Origin of the sequence: Mesorhizobium sp. M2A.F.Ca.ET.067.02.1.1 (assembly GCF_004023285.1) — a bacterium.
Lineage (GTDB): Bacteria > Pseudomonadota > Alphaproteobacteria > Rhizobiales > Rhizobiaceae > Mesorhizobium.
Genome location: NZ_RZSB01000049.1, coordinates 1 through 16,709 on the forward strand (window position 1 = coordinate 1; position 16,709 = coordinate 16,709).

Genomic DNA, 16,709 nt, shown 5'->3' on the forward strand with positions numbered 1-16,709 from the left:
GGCGCGCATCGATCGCGGCGCGGCAGCAGCGAAGGACGCGCCGCGCCGCGATCGATGCGCGCCAGCACCTTGCGCGCCAAGGCGCGATCGTCGCCCTCGATCAGCGCGGCCAGCCGCACGAGCCTGTCGAGCGCCGCGTCGGCGCCGGCATCGCCGTCAAGCGCCATGAATGCCAGGGCGGGCCCTCTCAAGGGCGCCGGCCAGGCATCGATGTCGTCGCCGAAGCGGCGCCGGTTGTTCTCGAATTCCTCGCGTGTCATGAGGACTTCCTTTCGCGGCCCGCGGCCGCATCTGCCAAATGATCCCTGAGCGCGCGGCGCCCGCGCACGAGCAACTGTTCGACCGAGCCGGCGCTGGCGCCCATCACCTCGGCGATCGCACCGATGTCAAGCTCGCCCACCGCCCTAAGAAGCAGCGCCATCCGCTGGCGCTCCGGCAGGCGCGACAGGCCATCGCGCACGATTGCCAGCTCCTGCCTGGCCGCCGTCGCCGTCTCGGCATTGGCTTCCAGCGCGGCCGGCTCCTCCGCGACATCGTCCAGGCCGAAGAAATTGCGCAGCGCGCGGCGCCGGCGCTGGTCGATGCAGCGGTTGGCCGTGATCCGGTAGAGCCAGGTCGAGGCGCGCGCCCTGCCGGGATCGAAGCGCGCGGCCTGTTTCCAGACGGTCACGAACACCTCCTGCACCACGTCCTCGGCATCGGCCGCATGACCGAGATAGCGCGTGGCGAATGTGCGCAGCCCACGGCCGTGACGGGCCATGAGCGCGGACAAAGCCGCCTGGCTGCCCGCGGCGATGCGGGCCAGAAGCTCCTCATCGCCACCGACAGCTTCATCCCGCACGGCGGCGGGCACCGGTCGAGGAGCCTCCGGCGGCGAGGGAGAAATCCGCGACGATCCGGCTCGGGAGAAGAACGAATTCCGACGTCAAGTCCACCACCAGATGTCAGCGGCGCCAACGGCGGAAGCCGTGAACCGTGTTGCCGTTCGGGCCCGTGAAGCTGCCGACCGAACGGCCGCGAAACGGTCCGGCCGCGCTGTAGCGCTGACCTGAAACGGTCTTGCCATTCGGCCCGGTGGCAGAATAGCTCCTGGAGCAGCGGTCAACAACGCCGGCCTTGCAGGTTGAGTTCGACGTGTAGGTGCCGCCATTCGGTCCGGTGCGCGTCGTCGAGCCGGTGTAGATATTGCCGTCCCGGTCGACGCTGCGGCTCAGTTCGCCGCCATGCACGGTCTCGCGCGTCCACTCCTCGGCCGAGGCAGGGGAAGCGGCCGACCAGACAACCATCGCGCCGAGGCAAAGCAGCGGAAGTTTGAATGTTGAAAGCATGTCATTTCCTTTCTGGAAGGCAGGTTGGTCAGTTGGCGTGGGCGGCCACGATCTTGCGAATGGCCGCGATCTCGTCGGCGGAGAGCCTGCCGTCGCCATTGCGGTCGGCGAGATCGAAGAGCGGCGTGCTGGCCTGGAATTCGTCCTCGGTGACCTTGCCGTCGCCATTCCTGTCCATGCGCCGCCAACGATTGCCGAGGCGGGCCTCGGCTGCCAGGGCGCGGTCATCGATGGCCTGGCGGGCGGTCTCGATCTCGTTCTCGTCGACGACGCCGTCGCCATTGCGGTCGAGCCTTTTGAAGAGACGTTCGCGGGCGGCGAGCATCTCGTCCTTCGAGATCGCGCCGTCGCCATTGGTGTCGAGGCGCTGCAGGATGCGCTGGCCGGGCATGTCCTGCGCCGCGGCGGCGCAGACCGGAGCGAGCCCGAGAAGCAGGCCCGCAAGGATTGCTGAGTGTTTCATGGTTGGTCCTTTCGACTGTCACGTCGCGGGGGCGACTGTCGGCCAATACGCAGCCCGGTTCGTGCTCCTACGCCGACGTCCGGATTTTTTTGCCGGCCGCCGTGGCGCGGCGCCCCGTGCATCGAACTTTCCGAAAAATTCGCGGGCAGCGCGTAGGAGCCGTCGAACTTGCGCGTAGGAGGCGCTGCAAGGACGGTCCGCGGCGGGCCGTCGATTACAGCGGAGACCCGGATGACCAAGATTGTGACGGCCCTCGCCGGGCTGCTTCTGTGCGGCTGCAGCGCCTTCGCCGCCGACCAGGGCGCCCGGGAAGCGTTCCGGCGCATCGACACCAATGGCGACAGAAAGCTCGAATTCAGCGAGATCCAGGCAGCGCGGGCGCGGATGTTCGACCGGCTGGACGCCAACCACAATGGCGTGCTCGACCCCGACGAGGTGCGCGCGGCCGTGGAGCAGGTCAAGGCGAAGCGCGACGTCCAGGCCGCGCGTTTCGCGGGGCTGCATGCCGAGGCGAGCCGCATGGACCGCAACGGCGACGGCAAAATCTCGCGCGACGAATTCACGGCCGTCATTCCCGACCGGCTGCTGCAGGCGGACACCGATGGCGACGGCGCGCTTTCGATTTCCGAACTGCGGGCGCTGAAGCGCCCGTGATCCCCCCGTGATCCCAGGTGACACACAACAAAGGAGAGAGACGATGAAATGGATAGTGACGGCCCTTTGCGGCCTGGTGCTCGGCGCATCGATGCTGGCCTCGCCGGCCGAGGCCGTTCCGATCGTGCCCGCCCCCGGCCAGGCATCCGTGACCAGCCAGGCGACGCCGGTCTGGTACCGGCGCGGCTTCTACGTCGTTGGCGGCGTCTATTACTACAACGGCTACCGCGGCTATTGGCGCGTGCGCCCCGGCTACCGCTACTACAATGGCTACTGGTTCCCGGCCGCCGCCTTCGCGGCCGGCGTGGCGGCCGCCACGGTCGCGCCACCCCCGCCCCCAGCGGCGCGCCTGGCGGCCGCCCATGTGCGCTGGTGCTATGACCGCTACCGCTCCTACCGCGCCTGGGACAACAGCTACCAGCCCTATGGCGGCCCTCGCCAGCAGTGCCTGTCGCCTTATAGTTGAGCCGGGCGTACCGGCGCGGCGTGAACTCTGGATGCATAAAAAAGCGCGTCGCGCCGAAAACGAGTTCGGGCGACGCGCTACAGTCTTTGTCCGATATTACCAAACGTCGGTGTGGGTGGTTCCGTGAGTCCCCGAGGGAGTGGAGTCGGCCGGAACCACCCGCCCGCCTTGTGTCCTTCCCAAGACGGACCGACTATACGGCGCCGCCCTGCGGTTTCCTTGACCTGGATCAAACGCCGCCGGCTCGGCGCTGGACGTGTCCTGTCCCCGCCCTATACTTTCGCGAGCGCTGATTTTTCGCGGGAGACAAGGACATATGAGCCTCGGCAAACACAAACTCGGAAGCCAGGGGCTCGAAGTCTCGGCCATCGGCCTCGGCTGCATGGGCATGAGCCAGGCCTACGGCCCAGCCGACGAGGCGGAGTCGATCGCGACGATCCACCGGGCGATCGAGCTCGGCTGCACCTTTCTCGACACGGCCGAGGTCTACGGGCCGTTCGTCAACGAGGAACTGCTTGGGCGCGCGCTGCAAGGCCGGCGCGACCAGGTGACGATCGCGACCAAGTTCGGCTTCCGCATCGTCGACGGCAAGCAGTCCGGCACCGACAGCCGGCCCGACCATATACGGGAGGTGGTGGAGGCTTCGCTCAAGCGGCTCGCTACCGATCGCATCGATCTGCTTTACCAGCACCGCGTCGACCCCGCGGTGCCGATGGAGGATGTCGCGGGCGCGGTCGGCGAGCTGGTGGCCGAGGGCAAGGTGCGCTTCTTCGGCCTGTCGGAAGCGGGCATTGCCAACATCCGCCGCGCGCATGCCGCGCATCCGGTCTCGGCGCTGCAGAGCGAATACTCGCTCTGGGAGCGCAACCTCGAGCCCGAGATCATCCCGGCGCTGAAGGAGTTGGGCATCGGCCTGGTGCCCTTCGCGCCGCTCGGCCGCGGTTTCCTGGCCGGCGACGTCAAGCGCGCGGAGGACTATCCGCAGGGCGATTTCCGCCGCGGCGACCCGCGCTACCAGGGCGAGAATTTCGACTTGAATGTCGCGGCCGCCGCCGCGGTGCGCGACATTGCAGCGGCAAAAGGCGTGAAGCCCGGCCAGATCGCGATCGCCTGGCTGCTCGCCAAGGGGCCGGACTTCGGCATCGACATCGTGCCGATCCCCGGCACCAAGCGGCGGACCTATCTGGAAGAAAATGTCGCGGCGGCGGACATCACGCTCGACGCGACCGAGATACTGGGGCTCGACATGGCGCTGACGCCCGACAAGGTATCCGGGCCAAGGTATAACGAGCGCACGATGTCGCTGGTGGACCGGTAGGGGTCGAAGTCCTGAGGACTATTGAACGTCGGCGCGAAGGAACTCGGCGCCGACAGCTGGCAATCAGCCCTCACCCGCCCGAATGCGGATCGATGCTGTAGGGATGCACCGGATAGCCGGGCCCGATCGCCTCGCCCACTCTTTCCACCCAGCCCTCTACCGCCGGATAATCGGCGAGGGAGAAACCGCAATCCTCAGCGCGGTGGCTGTAGGCATAGACGGCGATGTCGGCGATGGTGAGCGTATCGCCGACCAGGAAAGGCGTGTCGGCCAGGCTGCGCTCCAGCGCGCCAAGCGCTCGCACACCCGCCTCGCGCTTGCCGGCAACCAGCGCCTGGTTGCGCTCCAGCCGGCCGGTCAGGCTCCAGAAGCGCAGCGAGCCGATGACCGGCTCGACATAATACTGCTCGAAGAACAGCCACTGCATGACCTTGGCGCGGGCAAGCCGGTCCGTCGGCAAATAGGGCGTGCCCTCGGCGACGAGGGTGAGGATTGCGTTGGACTCGGCGATCGCCTGGCCATTGTCCACGGCGAGCACCGGAACGGCGCCGGCCGGGTTGAGCTTCAGGAAAGCCTCCGTGCGGCTCTCGCCCTCGAAGATCGAGACCATGCGGGTTTCGTAAGCGATGCCGAGCAGGCCGAGCAGGACGCGGATCTTCCAGGCGTTTTGCGACGGGAGATAATCGTAGAGCATGAGCATGGCCGATCCCTCATTGGCAGCAATGGCTTCGCATGAGGTGGTCCGATGCGCCACCCGATTCAGGTGGCGGGGCTCAAAACACAGAAAGGTCTTGGCGAGGCCCCCCTCTCTGCCCTACTGGGCATCTCCCCCTCAAGGGGGGAGATTATATGTCATGTATGCTTTCGCCAATCACCAGCGCTGCAGGGAGACGGCCGTCGGAAGCTGCCAATCTCCCCCCTTGAGGGGAAGATGTCCGGCAGGACAGAGAGGGGGGCGAAGGAACCCGGCCTATCATGTTGGCCGCGACCTCCTCACCTCCCCGCAATATCCCTCGCCACTGCCTGCGCCTCGATGCCGATCTCGCGCAGCAGACCCGTGACGGGGTTGTAGAAGCCGACGAGATAGACGCCCAATTCGCTCGCCCGCGCGTTGACGCCGCTCTTGTCCGGTCTGAGCTGCGCCGGCAGGAAGGCGTCATAGGCCGGACGGTAGCCGGTGGCGAAAATGGCCGCGTCGAATTTCTTCTCCACGCCATCGACGAATGTCACGCCGTCTCCGGTGAAGCTTGCGATGTCCGGCGCGATGCCGATCCGACCCTGCTTGATCGCCGCCACGGTGCCGATATCGATAACCGGAATGCGGCCGGCCTCGATGCCTTGCAGGATGCCTTGCTTGGGCCGCACGATGCCGTATCGCTCCAGCCGGCCCAGCGCCCGGTCGAGGATCTTGGGGAACATCCAATCGTTCAGCGCCTGCGGCATGGTCCGGCTGGCGATGCCCACCATCTGGATCGGCACGCCGAACAGCTGGCGCGGCACGATGTGGACGCCCTTGCGCACCGAGATGGTGGGGTGAGCGCCGCTTTCGGCCAGATCGAGCGCGATCTCCGCGCCAGTATTGCCCATGCCGACGATCAGCACGTCCTTGCCGGCATAGGGCGCCGCTTCGGTGTAGGCGGCGCTGTGCAGCACCTTGCCCTTGAAATCCTCGATGCCCGGGAAATCCGGCATGATCGGCTGGGCGTTGTTGCCGGTGGCGACGACGACCTTCCTGGCGCTGATCCCGCCGGCGTCCGTCTGGACCAGGAATTTTTCGCCCTCGCGGCGGATGGATTTGACCGTGACGCCGAAGCGCGGCTCAAGGCCGAAGCGCTCGGCATAGGAATCGAGATAGGCCACCACCTTTTCGCGCGGAACGTAGCGGGGATGGCGTTTCGGGAACGGCACGAAAGGCAGCGAGGAGAAGGATTTCACCGTGTGCAGATGCAGCCGCCGGTAATGCCGCCGCCAGGACGGCGCAACCTCATCAGCCTTTTCGAGAATCAGGAAATCGACGCCCGCCTGTTTGAGGCAGGCCGCGACAGCGAGCCCGGCAGGGCCGGCGCCGACAATGACGACATTGGTCTCCAAAACGCTTTTCCTCCCGCCAAAGCGGCAAAACCTATGACGGGAGGGGTTGGAGGGGCAAGTAGGGAGAAGCACCCATGCTCCACCGCGTGGGATGGAGCGGGGCGCCCGGCGCCTCATCTTCGTGCATGAACGCCGCAGAGATGCATAAATCGCGATTTATTCGCGAGCGTCATACTCGAAAGCGCCGTTCGGCGCCGCGGGAGAGCACGCAGATTTCGGCTTCGGTCAGCGTAATCTGATAGCGCTGTTTGGAATTCTTCGAGTAGATGTCGTCAGTAACAATCGAGACGGTCACATCGCCGTTCTCGTCGATCTGTACATCCTCGATCTGCAACGGCGCCGAGTATATGCATTTCGGTGATCCTGGCTTTCGCGCAGGCTGAGCAGACAATCGCAATGTGAAAAGATCCCTTGCTGTGCCAGCAATTCGACCGACGCAAAATTGATGCCAGCAATTCGGTCCCGAGATGGGACGACGTTGGTCTACTCCCTCGTTCGTCCTTATGGATGCGTGCCAACTATTTCGGCAAGAGCGTAGTGTTTCGCCAGCCGGCGCCGCGTTCGCCACCCGAAACCCAGCGCCGGCTAGGCCCGGCGGTCATCCATCAACGCTACCCAACGGAACCGCCGGGCCGCTCTTATCGGCAAGTGCGCCTCGCCGGTGGAATGGCGGCGATAGCCGTGCCACGATGCTCGCCAGCGCCGGCCTAAAGCGCGTCGCGATCTTTCAGATTCGCTCCATGCGCTTTAGGTTTTTGATTTTACGCATGTCTTTATCCCGAAACCGATTCCCACTTTCGGGAGACATGCTTTAGCGATTCCGGCTTACTACCAACGGCAGCGTGCCGATCCCTCGGCAGAGGCGTATATTAAAGCGAGCCGGTGCCATGTTTCGTTTCCGAGTCCCCGCCGGCTAGGCCCGGCGTTCGCTGGCCTACCCCGTCAGCCTGCCGGGCCGCTCCCGGCGCAGGGACGTCCATCCCTGTGCCATGGGCGAAAAACGGTGGAAAGTCATCAACCGTGATCTTTATGCAGCCGCACTAATATACCCACTGCTGCAACCGGCTCCCCACCGAGTCGGCTAGGCCCGGCGGTTCATCCAACGCTACCCCAACGCGGAACTGTCGGGCCGCTCCAGGGCGTGAACGGAAAGGGAGCCACTCCCAACGGAAGGAAGGGCGTCGGCCGCCACCTCATTCAGACTGAAGTCTTCATCAAATGTTAAAACCTGGCAGCCGCGCTGCCACCTGCTTCGTTGCAAAAATCGGCCTGGAACATTTTAGCGAGATTGAATGTTCCAGAGTTATGGACAGCCGACATGAACTCTCCGCAGAACAGGTCAGACTGGCCCGGGCCCTCTTGAACTGGTCGCGGGTACGCCTGGCTTCGAAGGCCAACGTCAGCGAAGCGACGATCAGCGGAATCGAAAACGGCCTAAAGAACACTCGACCTGGCAGTGTGCTTGCTGTGCGGCTGGCTTTGGAGGCTGGGGGAATTGTCTTTGCGCCGGATGGGCGCGCTTCGATAGTAGATCCGAAAGGCCAGATCACCGCCGACAACAGAACGTGGCGCCGACGGCTGGCGGACCGCTCCTTGACTCGCGACCGATCTGAGGTGCGATCTCAAATGAGAGCCGTCGCTCGAAAGAAAAACCCGCCGACCTAAGCCGACGGGTCATCTTCCCTCAAACTGCTGTGCGCCCCTTTCCCCGGATGGTCCGCCCGAAACCCAGGAAACCCCGCACAAGCCTTTTCTAATGGAATCTCATGTAAAGGGCTGTAGCTTGGCAGCAACAGCTACCCCGACTAATGAGGCAACGACCGTGATGCCGCTTAGAACATGTGTGAGCGACCCAGAGCCAGCCGTGACAGCGAAACAAGCTCTTCCTCATCCTCGATGCCGGCCATGAAGTTGGCGAGGATTCGTGACGCCAGGGCCTCACGTTCATCGGCAGTCTGCTCCTCAGTTTTCAGCCGGTCGAACACCCTTGCCACGAACTCCAATTGAGCAGGCTCGAAAATTCCGGCGTCCTGCGCCTTCTGGCGAACTGGCATCGCAGTAACTCCACCTACTTTTCGCGAAAATCCTTCAGTGAGGCATGACGCAACGTCTCCTCGCCCTTGAGGAACTTCACCCGTCCGACCAGGCCCGGCTTCAGCCACTCCGCCTTCTGCTTTGCCAATCCCTTTGGAGGCGGAGCACCAACTTTGCCCTGCACGCGATCCCAGAGAGCCTGTCGTTTGTCGGCTTTGAAGGTCACAAACGCACCGCCCATGTACCGGCCCTTGTCGGCCATCAGCACCATGGCAGGCTTCCCCGCCTCACGCTGCACGCCAATGATGTCCATTTCGGCTTCGACGTAGCACTTGATTTTCCGCCAGTTCATGGTCGCGCCGGAGCGATAGACACTGTCGAGGCGCTTCGAAACGATGCCTTCCAGGTTGGCCTCGCACGCGAGGTGGTAAACGGCGTCGCCAGTGCCCGGCAGAGCCTCCGAGAACTGGATATGCCCACCTGCCGGGATAAGCGCTTGCAGCACCTCCCTGCGATCTTTCAGGGCCATGTCGCGCAAGTCATGGCCATTCAGATGCAGGAGGTCGAATGTGACGAAATAGAGAGCCTGAGGCCGCTGTGTGATGGCCGACCGCAGCGCATGGAAGTCGGACAGGCCTTTTTCGTTGAGCACAATCATCTCGCCTTCGATAATGAAGCTCTCTGCCTCCAGGGTCTCGGCTTCCTTGGCGATCGACTTGTACTTCGCGGTCCAATCAATGCCCGACTTTGTGAACACACGGACGCCTTCATCGTCCCTGATGATCTGCGATCTGTAGCCGTCGAATTTCACCTCATGGCTCCAACCGTCTGCCTTTGGCGGTTGCTCGACAAGCTCAGGCTCCATCGGGCGAATGAAGGACAGCCGAACCGGCTTACGCATGAGAGCCCCAACGCATCACTCAAGTTTGATTCAATAGCGCAGGGTCGTTTCAGTTCCGTTAGCTGCAGCTAATGGGAACATTCGGTGCGGAACTCTGTTCTCTCTCACCAGGAGGAACGGCTATGGCAGACGACAAGACCAAGCGCGATTTCAGGGACCGCGACCGAGTTTCGGCGAATGAGGATTACGAGGTTCGCTACTTCGCCAAACAGCATCGCATCACGCCCGAGCAGGTGCGTGAACTGATCGGCGAGCACGGCAACGACCGAAAGACGTTGGAGCGCGAGGCGAGGAAGCTTCGAGGATGACGAGGCTTTCCGAGCTGGGTCCGCCGAAAGGGGTGACGGTGCACCGCCCGCCGGGCTCCATTCGGAATTCGGACTTCTATCGCTGCGAGACGTGCGGCCAGGTCGTCGACTGCAAAGACATCAGACAGGTTATGTGGCACCAGTTCCAGGATGAGCATGAGCCGCTTGAACTGGACAGCTAATCGGTAACGCGGCGATACCGGAAATGACCGCGGATATGGTCGTTGAAAAAGCGGCCTTTGACAAAGGCCGACCGGAACGCGGCGTAAGTCTCCGGCGGCACGCCCTCAAAGTCGTAGCGCTTGCCGCTGGCCACGAACCACACAGAGAGGATCCTGCTGGTCGGATCGTACTCGGTTTTCTTGATCGAGGTGGATGGCAATGGCGCACCTTGCGAGTTTGCATTCGCAAACGCCGGGAACGCGGCTTTTGTTTCAGGGATGGGAATCTATAACGCCTCCCCATGAAGCGCCGGCGCCCTAGTCCGCCGCGCGCGGCGCCTCGGGCTCGTCCTCCGGCGGTTCGAGGATCTCGATCAGTCTCGCCACGCGGGCGCCAGGCATGGCATGGCCCTCATTCACCAGCGCCTCGTCGGCGCCGATCCAGGCGAAGGCCTCGCGCAGCTCCTCGAGGCTTGCGCCGGTGAGCGCGATGTCGGCAATAACGGCCTCGTCGACCGGTCCAAGCACGGAAATGATCTCGTTGCGGGTCATCTTGTCCTCCCCCATCGGTTGGGATGATTGGCCACGGAAGATGATTGGCCAAGGAAACGGATGACGGGCGGAGCGGGTTCCGGCGCGGCGTCTCGTAGTCTCCTTCCTCAAAGGACGGATTGCCCGCGCGCTTTGATCTCGCACGAGACAACCGCTATGCACCTAACGCACGGAATCCCATCGAGTCCCTCATGAAATTCGCCATCCTGCTTTGCGCCTTGCTCCTTGCCTCCCCTGCGCGGGCGGACTGGAAGCCCATCGAGAGGATCGAGACCTATGCCGTCTCCGGGCAAAGCGCGGAGCAGCTCTATCTGTCGATCGGCGAGAAGGGCCCGCTGGTCGGCGCGGCCGGCGGCGGGCGTCGCGTCATCGCGCACACGTTCTTCAAGCTGACCTGGCAGCGCGACTACCAGCCGCAAGGCAGCGCCTGCGTGCTGAAGTCGGCGCGGCCGAAGCTGATCATCACCTACACGCTGCCGAAGCCGGCCGGAAAGCTGGACCCCGCCCTGCAGGCGCGCTGGGACAGGTTCGCGGCCGGCCTGATCGCGCATGAAAAGGTGCACGGCGCCGGAATCGTCGACATGGTCGACAAGATCGTCGCCTTCAGCACCGGCCTCACCGCCGAGAACGATCCCGGCTGCAAGAAGGTCAGGGCCGAACTGACGGCCTATCTGGACCAGCTCTCCAGGGCGCAGCGACAAGGCAGCCGCGACTTCGACACGAAGGAGTTCGGGCAGGACGGCAACATGCTGAAGCTGATCGCGGCGTTTCTGGGCGGCGGCTAACGGATCGCCACCAGCTTCGCCGCGTCGCGGATAGCGCGCACGGCGTCCGGATTGGTGACGGGATAGCCCGCAATGAAACCGTCCACCGAGAAGCCTGGAAATTCCGTGCGCAACCTGCCCGCGATGGCGGCCGCCTCGGCCCCCTCGCCCTCCCTCGCATGGGCGAGCATCAGAAATATCAGCACGTGCGGAGAATCCGGCGTGCTCCGTCGCAGCGCGGCTATGGCTTCCCGGTACCGGCCGGCCGTGAACAGGACGCGCCCCTGCATGCCGAAATACCATGGCGGGGCAAGCGGGTTGAGGCGCATGGCGCGCTCGATGAGCAGGATCGCTTCGGCCGGATCGCCGGCGACCAGCGCCTTGCTGCCGGCAAGCAGCGCCAGTGTGTCGGCATGATTGGACCCACATTCGAAGGCGCGCCGGTGCGCTCTTTCAGCTGCCTCCAGATCGCCGAGGCAGCCCATGAGATCGCCGAAGCAGTTGTGCGCAGTGCTGTCGCTCGGGTCGAGCCGCAGGGCATTCTCGGCCGCCCAGCGCCATTTGGCGATCGAGGCGTTCAGATCGTCGCCGAAGCCGTTGCAGGCCTCAATCGAATAGGCGTAGGCAAGTTCGGTCCAGGCCCTGACCAGTGTCGGGTCAAGATCGAGCGCGCGTGAAAACAGCCTGATGGCTTCCCTGTTGCCGCTGCGGCTGAAGGTGTTGTGCTGCTCGACGCCCAACAGATAGCAGTCGTAGGCGCGCAGGCTAGCCGGCGGCTTGCGGCGGATCGCATTGCGGCCGACCGTGGCGATCGTTCCGAAACAGCCGGCGAGCACGTTGATGACGCTTTCGGTCAAGCTGTCCTGCAGCGCAAAGATGTCCTCCACGGGCCGGTCGAAGCGCTCGCTCCAGAGGCTGACGCCGGTCTGTGCGTCGGCGAGTTCCATCGTAAGCCTTACCCGTCGGCCGTCCGCTCGCAATTGACCAGACAGGATATAGGCAGCACCCAACGCCTTGCCGTCGGCGGCGAAATCGGCCGGCCTGCTGCCAAGGGCCTTCATGGTGTGGAAGGCAACGACCGGCAGGTCCGCGTAGCGCGCAAGATCGACGGTAATGTCCGACGACAAGCCGTCGGCAAAACGGCGCCATTGCTCGTCGGCACTCAGGCATTCGATAGGGAATATCGCCAGCATCGGCGAAGCTTCGGGCCCGTTCGGCGACATGGCCGGCGCGGCTGCGATGGCGTTGATATGCATGGCGAGCGCGACCTTGCTGCGCACGCCTAGCTTTTCATAGATCGCCGCGAGATGGGTGCGCACGGTGGACGGCGCGATGAACAGCGCCTCGCCGATCTCGCGATAGGTCATGCCGGCGGCGAACCTCTCCGCCACCGCGCGCTCGCGGTCCGACAACGCCTCCGAGGTCGTCACGATGCGGTTCATGGCTTGTCCTGCCAGCGGGCATAGATGCGATCAACCGTAGAACCATCAAAATACTACAAATGCAGGACCCAAAACACTGCATGCGGCCGATGGTTCGGCGCATGGCGAAGGTTCAGCCTCCCCGCATGCCCTTGTCCATGGGGCAGCGTTCAAACGAGGGAGCCGACCATGAAAACGATGCTCGACACCATATCCGAATTCCGTGACGCCGTGCGGCTCGATCTCAGCGAACCGCTGACGGACGCCCACGCGGCCGAGCAGCGGCCCGGCCTGTTCGACCTGCTGTCGGCATGGGGCGAGCGGGCGCGGTTTCGTCACGAGCTTGCGATCAGGGCGCGCGAGACGCCGCATCTCATCGGCGATATCGGCCTGACGATGGACCAGGTGCGCGACGAACTCGCCAAGCCCTTGTGGCGCCGCTAGGCCGGACGGATTCAGCGAAAAATCAGGATTGTTTCAGGACAAACGGACGCCCTCGGGACGATGATGGCGTTCATGGCAGCACATGACGCCAGCCACGGAGGTCGATCATGCATGCGAGGACTGACGTATCATTTGCACCGACGTCGCTGTCGCGGGGTGAAGCGCTGAGCATGCTTTCCGCGGGCATCGCGGGACCCTGCTGCGGCGAGGCCAACGAGATGCTGGCCTGGCTATACCTGCTGCCGCCCAACGAGACCGCGCCTGGCGAGGCTCGCGTCGAGCCGAACGCCGCGCGCCGCCGTTCGTGGCTTGGCCTGCTCGGCATGTTTCGGGCTTGACCTTGCCGGGATTTGCCCTCCCAATGAACCCCGCGCAATCAGGCGTGTCGATGGGGCAAGGGCTTGGCGCTACGGATTGGCGGCGCTGTTCTCGATCTTGACCGGGGTACGCTCCGGCGCGACGGCGAGATTGTGCCCGTCAGGCCAAAAACCCTGGAACTGCTCGCCTTCCTGACGCGCAATCCCGGACGGGTGCTGAGCAAGGACGAGCTGTTGCAGGCGGTCTGGCCGGGCATCATCGTCACCGAGGACTCGCTCACGCAATCGATCCGCGACGCGCGCAAATCGATTGGCGACGAGGCGCAGGCGCTGATCCGCACCGTGCCGCGCCGGGGCTACCTTTTCCAGCTTCCCGAGACCGAGGCCACGCAGCCACCGGCGGCATCCGCGGCGCGGGCGGAGCCTACGGTGGCGGTGCTGCCGTTTGATGTGGACCCCGCCGACGCCACCGCCAAGGCATTGTTCGACGGTGCCGTCGAGGAAATCACCAACGCGCTTTCATACTTCAAGACCGTCGCCGTGCTGGCGCGCCATTCCGCCTTCGCCCTGGCAGAGCATTCGCGCGAGGACATCCGGGCGACGGCGGAGCGGCTCGGCGCGGACTATATCGCCGAAGGCCGTGTCGAAACCGCCGGGGCGGAATACAGCGCTCGCGTGGTTCTGACCGAGACGGCATCTGGCCGGCGCGTCTGGTCGCAGAGCTTCACTTTTGCCACGGCCGATATCTTCGCTTTCCAGACGATGGTAGCGCAGCGGATCGTGACGGCGCTGGTCGCCAACATCGAAAGCGCGGTGATGCGGCGCGGCCTGCCCGCGCCCGCCGCCAATGTCGAAGCCTATCTGCATTTCCTGCGCGGCAAGGAATTGCTGCGCAGCTATGGCGAAGGGGTCAACCAGGCGGCTCGCACGCATTTCCTCAAGGCGATCGAGGTCGATCCCCAATCAGGGCTGGCGCATGCCTATTTGGCCCTCGCCGAAGTGATTATCGGCGGCTATAACGACGCGCCGCGCGCCGTGCTCGACCAGGCGCGCGACCGGGCGCTGCATGCGATCGCGCTCAGCCCGGACGAGGCGCGCTGCCACCGCATGCTGGCGCTGACGCTTCTCTATCGCGGCCGCGACGAATACGACGCGGTCGAGAAGCACTTCGCCCGCGCGCTGGATCTCAATCCCTACGATGCAGACACGCTCGCCCAAACCGGCTTCTTCCGGGCGCTGCGTGGCGACGGCGAGGCCGGGCTGGCCCTGCTCGACAAGGCCATCCAGCTCAATCCGATGCATCCGACCTGGTATTATTACGACCGGGGCGAAGCCCTGCTGATCCTCGGCCGCTACCGCGAAGCGGCCGCCTCTTTCTCTTGCCTGCCCCGCAAGAGCGCCTGGCAATGGGCGAGACTGGCAACGTGCTACGCCCTGGGCGGTGACGCCGGGAAGGCGCTGGCTTGCGTGCGTGAAGGACGCGCCCTGGAGCCGGGTCTGACAATCGCGAAAATCGTCGAGGAAACGCGCATGGAGCGATCCGAGGACCGCGAGAGAATACGTGGGGGGCTCGAGCTGGCAGGCTGGGACGGCACGCCGCTCGCTAGAAGCTGATCTCCACCGCCGCGGCGCTTCGCCTGGCCTCGCCGTGGAACACTGCCTCGATGTTGTTGCCGTCGGGGTCGAGCAGGAAGCAGGCATAGTAGCCGGGATGGTAATGGCGCTCGCCCGGCGCGCCATTGTCCTTGCCGCCGGCCGCGAGCCCGGCCTGGTAAAAGGCATCGACCATAGCTCGGTCCTTCGCCTGGAAGGCGAGATGATGGCGGCCGGTCAGCACGCCGAGCGCGGCGCGGCTGTCGGCGCTGGAGACGAACAATTCGTCGGCCCAGAAATAGTCCTGCGCCTCGCCGCCGATCGGTATGCCCAGCACCTCGAACAGGGCGCCGTAGAAACGCCGGCTGGCCGCAAGGTCGCGCACCACGAGCTGGATGTGGTCGATGAGCCGGCCGCGATAGAGTTCCATGGGGTGCTCCTGCTGGTTGCTGCGGCTCAATCTAGAAGGGCCTGCAACGCGGTCAATGTGGAGCGCCGCAGGCTGCTGACACTGAAAGGCCGGCGGCGGAGCGTAGACGCCAAATAACGACACGCCCAAAAAACCAGATAAAAAATGCAACCGGATTTGTAGGATCGGTTCCCGCTCCGGCGTCCTTTGGACGCAAACGGCCCGGTGGACTGGAAAAACCGTGCCGCATCAAACAGGATGCCTTACGGCATGGAGAAGAACCATGAACCATTCCTATCGTTGGGTCATCGTCGCGGCCGGCGCGCTGATGACCTGCGTGGCGCTCGGCGCCATGTTCTCGCTGGCGATCTTTCTGGAGCCGATGTCGCTCGACACCAACTGGTCGCGCACCGGCATCTCCAGCGCCATGACCTTGAACTTCCTCGTCATGGGCCTCGGCGGTTTCGCCTGGGGCGCGATCTATGACCGGGTCGGCGCGCGGCCCGTGGTGCTTGCGGGCGCCGTGCTGCTCGGCCTGTCGCTGGTGGTGGCGAGCCGCGCCAATTCGCTCATCGTCTTCCAGCTCAGCTACGGCATCATTGTCGGCCTTGCGGCCAGCGCCTTCTTCGCGCCGATGATCGCGCTCACCACAGCCTGGTTCGACACCAACCGAAGCCTTGCCGTGTCGCTGGTCTCGGCCGGCATGGGCGTGGCGCCGATGACCATCTCGCCCTTCGCGCGCTGGCTGATCACCGCCTATGACTGGCGCACCGCCATGTTCGATATCGGCGTCATGGCCTGGGTGCTGCTTTTGCCCGCCGTCTTGCTGGTGCGCCAGCCGCCGGCGGCGGCCGCGGCAAGCGACGGCACGCCGGCACCCGCCGCCGACGATCCCGGCATGAGCGTCGGCCAGGCGCTGCGCTCGCCGCAATTCATCGTGCTGGGGCTCACCTTCTTCGCATGTTGCGCGGCGCATTCGGGCCCGATCTTCCACATGGTGAGCTATGCCATGTCCTGCGGTATCGCGCCGATGGCGGCCGTGTCGATCTACAGCGTCGAGGGCCTGGCCGGCCTTGGCGGACGCGTGCTCTACGGCGTGCTCGGCGACCGGCTGGGCGTGAAACCGGTGTTGGTCGCCGGGCTCGCGATCCAGGGGCTGGTGATCGCCGCGTATCTCGCCGTCGGCCGGATCGAGCAGTTCTACCTCCTGGCCGTCATCTTCGGCGCCACCTATGGCGGCGTGATGCCGCTCTACGCGGTGCTGGCGCGCGAATATTTCGGCCTGCGCATCATCGGCACGGTGCTTGGCGCGGCGACGCTGCTGTCCAGCCTCGGCATGTCGCTCGGGCCGCTTGCCGGCGGCATGATCTACGACGCCACCGCCAGCTACCACTGGATGTTCATCGGCTCCGCGCTGATCGGCCTGGGCGCCGCCGGCATCGCCATCGCCTTCCCGCCGCAGCCAAGCCGGCAGAAGCTGCAGAT

The 16,709-nt window shown here is 64.7% G+C and carries 22 protein-coding genes and 1 pseudogene; 10 read left to right on the plus strand and 13 right to left on the minus strand.

The window, feature by feature from the left end; genetic code table 11:
* The 4 genes and pseudogenes from EOA28_RS06945 to EOA28_RS06960 all read right to left on the minus strand — a co-directional run.
* Positions 1-260: pseudogene (locus EOA28_RS06945) on the minus strand (hypothetical protein); the annotation flags it as partial.
* Positions 257-841 carry a sigma-70 family RNA polymerase sigma factor gene (locus EOA28_RS06950; RefSeq protein ID WP_245484157.1) on the minus strand — a complete coding sequence of 195 codons (585 nt, stop codon included), beginning with the start codon at positions 839-841 and terminating at the stop codon, positions 257-259. The pseudogene EOA28_RS06945 and the gene EOA28_RS06950, both read right to left, overlap by 4 nt.
* Positions 842-944: 103 nt before the next feature.
* On the minus strand, positions 945-1,328 hold the full coding sequence (locus EOA28_RS06955; RefSeq protein ID WP_127250997.1) for a hypothetical protein: 384 nt from the start codon (positions 1,326-1,328) through the stop codon (positions 945-947).
* A 28-nt stretch (positions 1,329-1,356) separates the two neighbouring features.
* The gene (locus tag EOA28_RS06960) at positions 1,357-1,791 is read right to left on the minus strand and encodes an EF-hand domain-containing protein (protein WP_127250998.1); all 435 of its coding nucleotides are present in this window, start codon (positions 1,789-1,791) and stop codon (positions 1,357-1,359) included.
* A gap of 231 nt (positions 1,792-2,022) precedes the next feature.
* Here EOA28_RS06960 and EOA28_RS06965 point away from each other — a divergent pair, with 231 nt between their 5' ends.
* From EOA28_RS06965 to EOA28_RS06975, 3 genes are all read left to right on the plus strand, one after another.
* Complete coding sequence (locus tag EOA28_RS06965) at positions 2,023-2,445, plus strand: EF-hand domain-containing protein (RefSeq protein ID WP_127250999.1); 423 nt, start codon at positions 2,023-2,025, stop codon at positions 2,443-2,445.
* 43 nt (positions 2,446-2,488) lie between these two features.
* Positions 2,489-2,911: a BA14K family protein gene (locus EOA28_RS06970; RefSeq protein ID WP_127251000.1), complete on the plus strand. Its 423-nt coding sequence runs from the start codon at positions 2,489-2,491 to the stop codon at positions 2,909-2,911.
* A gap of 316 nt (positions 2,912-3,227) precedes the next feature.
* On the plus strand, positions 3,228-4,229 hold the full coding sequence (locus EOA28_RS06975) for an aldo/keto reductase (RefSeq protein ID WP_127251001.1): 1,002 nt from the start codon (positions 3,228-3,230) through the stop codon (positions 4,227-4,229).
* 70 nt (positions 4,230-4,299) lie between these two features.
* Here the strand turns inward: EOA28_RS06975 and EOA28_RS06980 are convergent, their stop codons facing one another.
* The 3 genes from EOA28_RS06980 to EOA28_RS38685 form a co-directional block, all read right to left on the minus strand.
* A complete protein-coding gene (locus EOA28_RS06980) occupies positions 4,300-4,929 on the minus strand; it encodes a glutathione S-transferase family protein (RefSeq protein WP_126083329.1) in 630 nt (209 codons plus the stop codon).
* A gap of 293 nt (positions 4,930-5,222) precedes the next feature.
* Positions 5,223-6,320: an NAD(P)/FAD-dependent oxidoreductase gene (locus EOA28_RS06990; protein WP_127251002.1), complete on the minus strand. Its 1,098-nt coding sequence runs from the start codon at positions 6,318-6,320 to the stop codon at positions 5,223-5,225.
* Positions 6,321-6,489: 169 nt separating this feature from the next.
* Complete coding sequence (locus EOA28_RS38685; protein WP_189341959.1) at positions 6,490-6,654, minus strand: hypothetical protein; 165 nt, start codon at positions 6,652-6,654, stop codon at positions 6,490-6,492.
* A 971-nt stretch (positions 6,655-7,625) separates the two neighbouring features.
* Here EOA28_RS38685 and EOA28_RS06995 point away from each other — a divergent pair.
* Positions 7,626-7,985 carry a helix-turn-helix transcriptional regulator gene (locus EOA28_RS06995; RefSeq protein WP_127251015.1) on the plus strand — a complete coding sequence of 120 codons (360 nt, stop codon included), beginning with the start codon at positions 7,626-7,628 and terminating at the stop codon, positions 7,983-7,985.
* Positions 7,986-8,152: 167 nt separating this feature from the next.
* On the opposite strand, the gene EOA28_RS07000 is transcribed toward EOA28_RS06995, so the two are convergent.
* Both EOA28_RS07000 and EOA28_RS07005 read right to left on the minus strand, forming a co-directional pair.
* Positions 8,153-8,374, minus strand: a complete 222-nt coding sequence (locus EOA28_RS07000) for a hypothetical protein (RefSeq protein ID WP_127251003.1) — start codon at positions 8,372-8,374, stop codon at positions 8,153-8,155.
* 14 nt (positions 8,375-8,388) lie between these two features.
* Positions 8,389-9,255 carry an RNA ligase family protein gene (locus tag EOA28_RS07005; protein ID WP_126083331.1) on the minus strand — a complete coding sequence of 289 codons (867 nt, stop codon included), beginning with the start codon at positions 9,253-9,255 and terminating at the stop codon, positions 8,389-8,391.
* Positions 9,256-9,377: 122 nt separating this feature from the next.
* Between EOA28_RS07005 and EOA28_RS07010 the strand changes: the two genes are divergently transcribed.
* Positions 9,378-9,563 (plus strand): DUF3606 domain-containing protein, encoded by a 186-nt coding sequence (locus EOA28_RS07010; protein ID WP_042642958.1) that lies wholly within the window; start codon positions 9,378-9,380, stop codon positions 9,561-9,563.
* Positions 9,564-9,741: 178 nt separating this feature from the next.
* Here the strand turns inward: EOA28_RS07010 and EOA28_RS07015 are convergent, their stop codons facing one another.
* Both EOA28_RS07015 and EOA28_RS07020 read right to left on the minus strand, forming a co-directional pair.
* Positions 9,742-9,945 (minus strand): KTSC domain-containing protein, encoded by a 204-nt coding sequence (locus EOA28_RS07015; RefSeq protein WP_126061481.1) that lies wholly within the window; start codon positions 9,943-9,945, stop codon positions 9,742-9,744.
* Positions 9,946-10,042: 97 nt separating this feature from the next.
* Positions 10,043-10,276: a hypothetical protein gene (locus EOA28_RS07020; RefSeq protein WP_127251004.1), complete on the minus strand. Its 234-nt coding sequence runs from the start codon at positions 10,274-10,276 to the stop codon at positions 10,043-10,045.
* A gap of 191 nt (positions 10,277-10,467) precedes the next feature.
* On the opposite strand from EOA28_RS07020, the gene EOA28_RS07025 reads away from it, so the two are divergent.
* A complete protein-coding gene (locus tag EOA28_RS07025) occupies positions 10,468-11,061 on the plus strand; it encodes a DUF922 domain-containing protein (protein WP_127251005.1) in 594 nt (197 codons plus the stop codon).
* On the opposite strand, the gene EOA28_RS07030 is transcribed toward EOA28_RS07025, so the two are convergent.
* Positions 11,058-12,482 (minus strand): LuxR C-terminal-related transcriptional regulator, encoded by a 1,425-nt coding sequence (locus EOA28_RS07030; protein WP_127251006.1) that lies wholly within the window; start codon positions 12,480-12,482, stop codon positions 11,058-11,060. The two genes, EOA28_RS07025 and EOA28_RS07030, sit on opposite strands and share 4 nt — an antisense overlap.
* Before the next feature lie 168 nt (positions 12,483-12,650).
* Between EOA28_RS07030 and EOA28_RS07035 the strand changes: the two genes are divergently transcribed.
* From EOA28_RS07035 to EOA28_RS07045, 3 genes are all read left to right on the plus strand, one after another.
* Positions 12,651-12,905: a DUF1127 domain-containing protein gene (locus tag EOA28_RS07035; protein ID WP_127251007.1), complete on the plus strand. Its 255-nt coding sequence runs from the start codon at positions 12,651-12,653 to the stop codon at positions 12,903-12,905.
* Between the two features lie 107 nt (positions 12,906-13,012).
* Positions 13,013-13,243: a hypothetical protein gene (locus tag EOA28_RS07040; protein WP_127251008.1), complete on the plus strand. Its 231-nt coding sequence runs from the start codon at positions 13,013-13,015 to the stop codon at positions 13,241-13,243.
* 63 nt (positions 13,244-13,306) lie between these two features.
* Complete coding sequence (locus EOA28_RS07045) at positions 13,307-14,836, plus strand: winged helix-turn-helix domain-containing protein (protein WP_127251009.1); 1,530 nt, start codon at positions 13,307-13,309, stop codon at positions 14,834-14,836.
* Here EOA28_RS07045 and EOA28_RS07050 read toward each other — a convergent pair.
* Positions 14,826-15,245 (minus strand): VOC family protein, encoded by a 420-nt coding sequence (locus EOA28_RS07050; protein ID WP_127251010.1) that lies wholly within the window; start codon positions 15,243-15,245, stop codon positions 14,826-14,828. The genes EOA28_RS07045 and EOA28_RS07050 overlap by 11 nt on opposite strands.
* A gap of 262 nt (positions 15,246-15,507) precedes the next feature.
* Here EOA28_RS07050 and EOA28_RS07055 point away from each other — a divergent pair.
* Positions 15,508-16,709, plus strand: a 1,202-nt coding sequence (locus EOA28_RS07055) for an MFS transporter (protein WP_128314748.1), incomplete at its 3' end; no start/stop codon positions are given.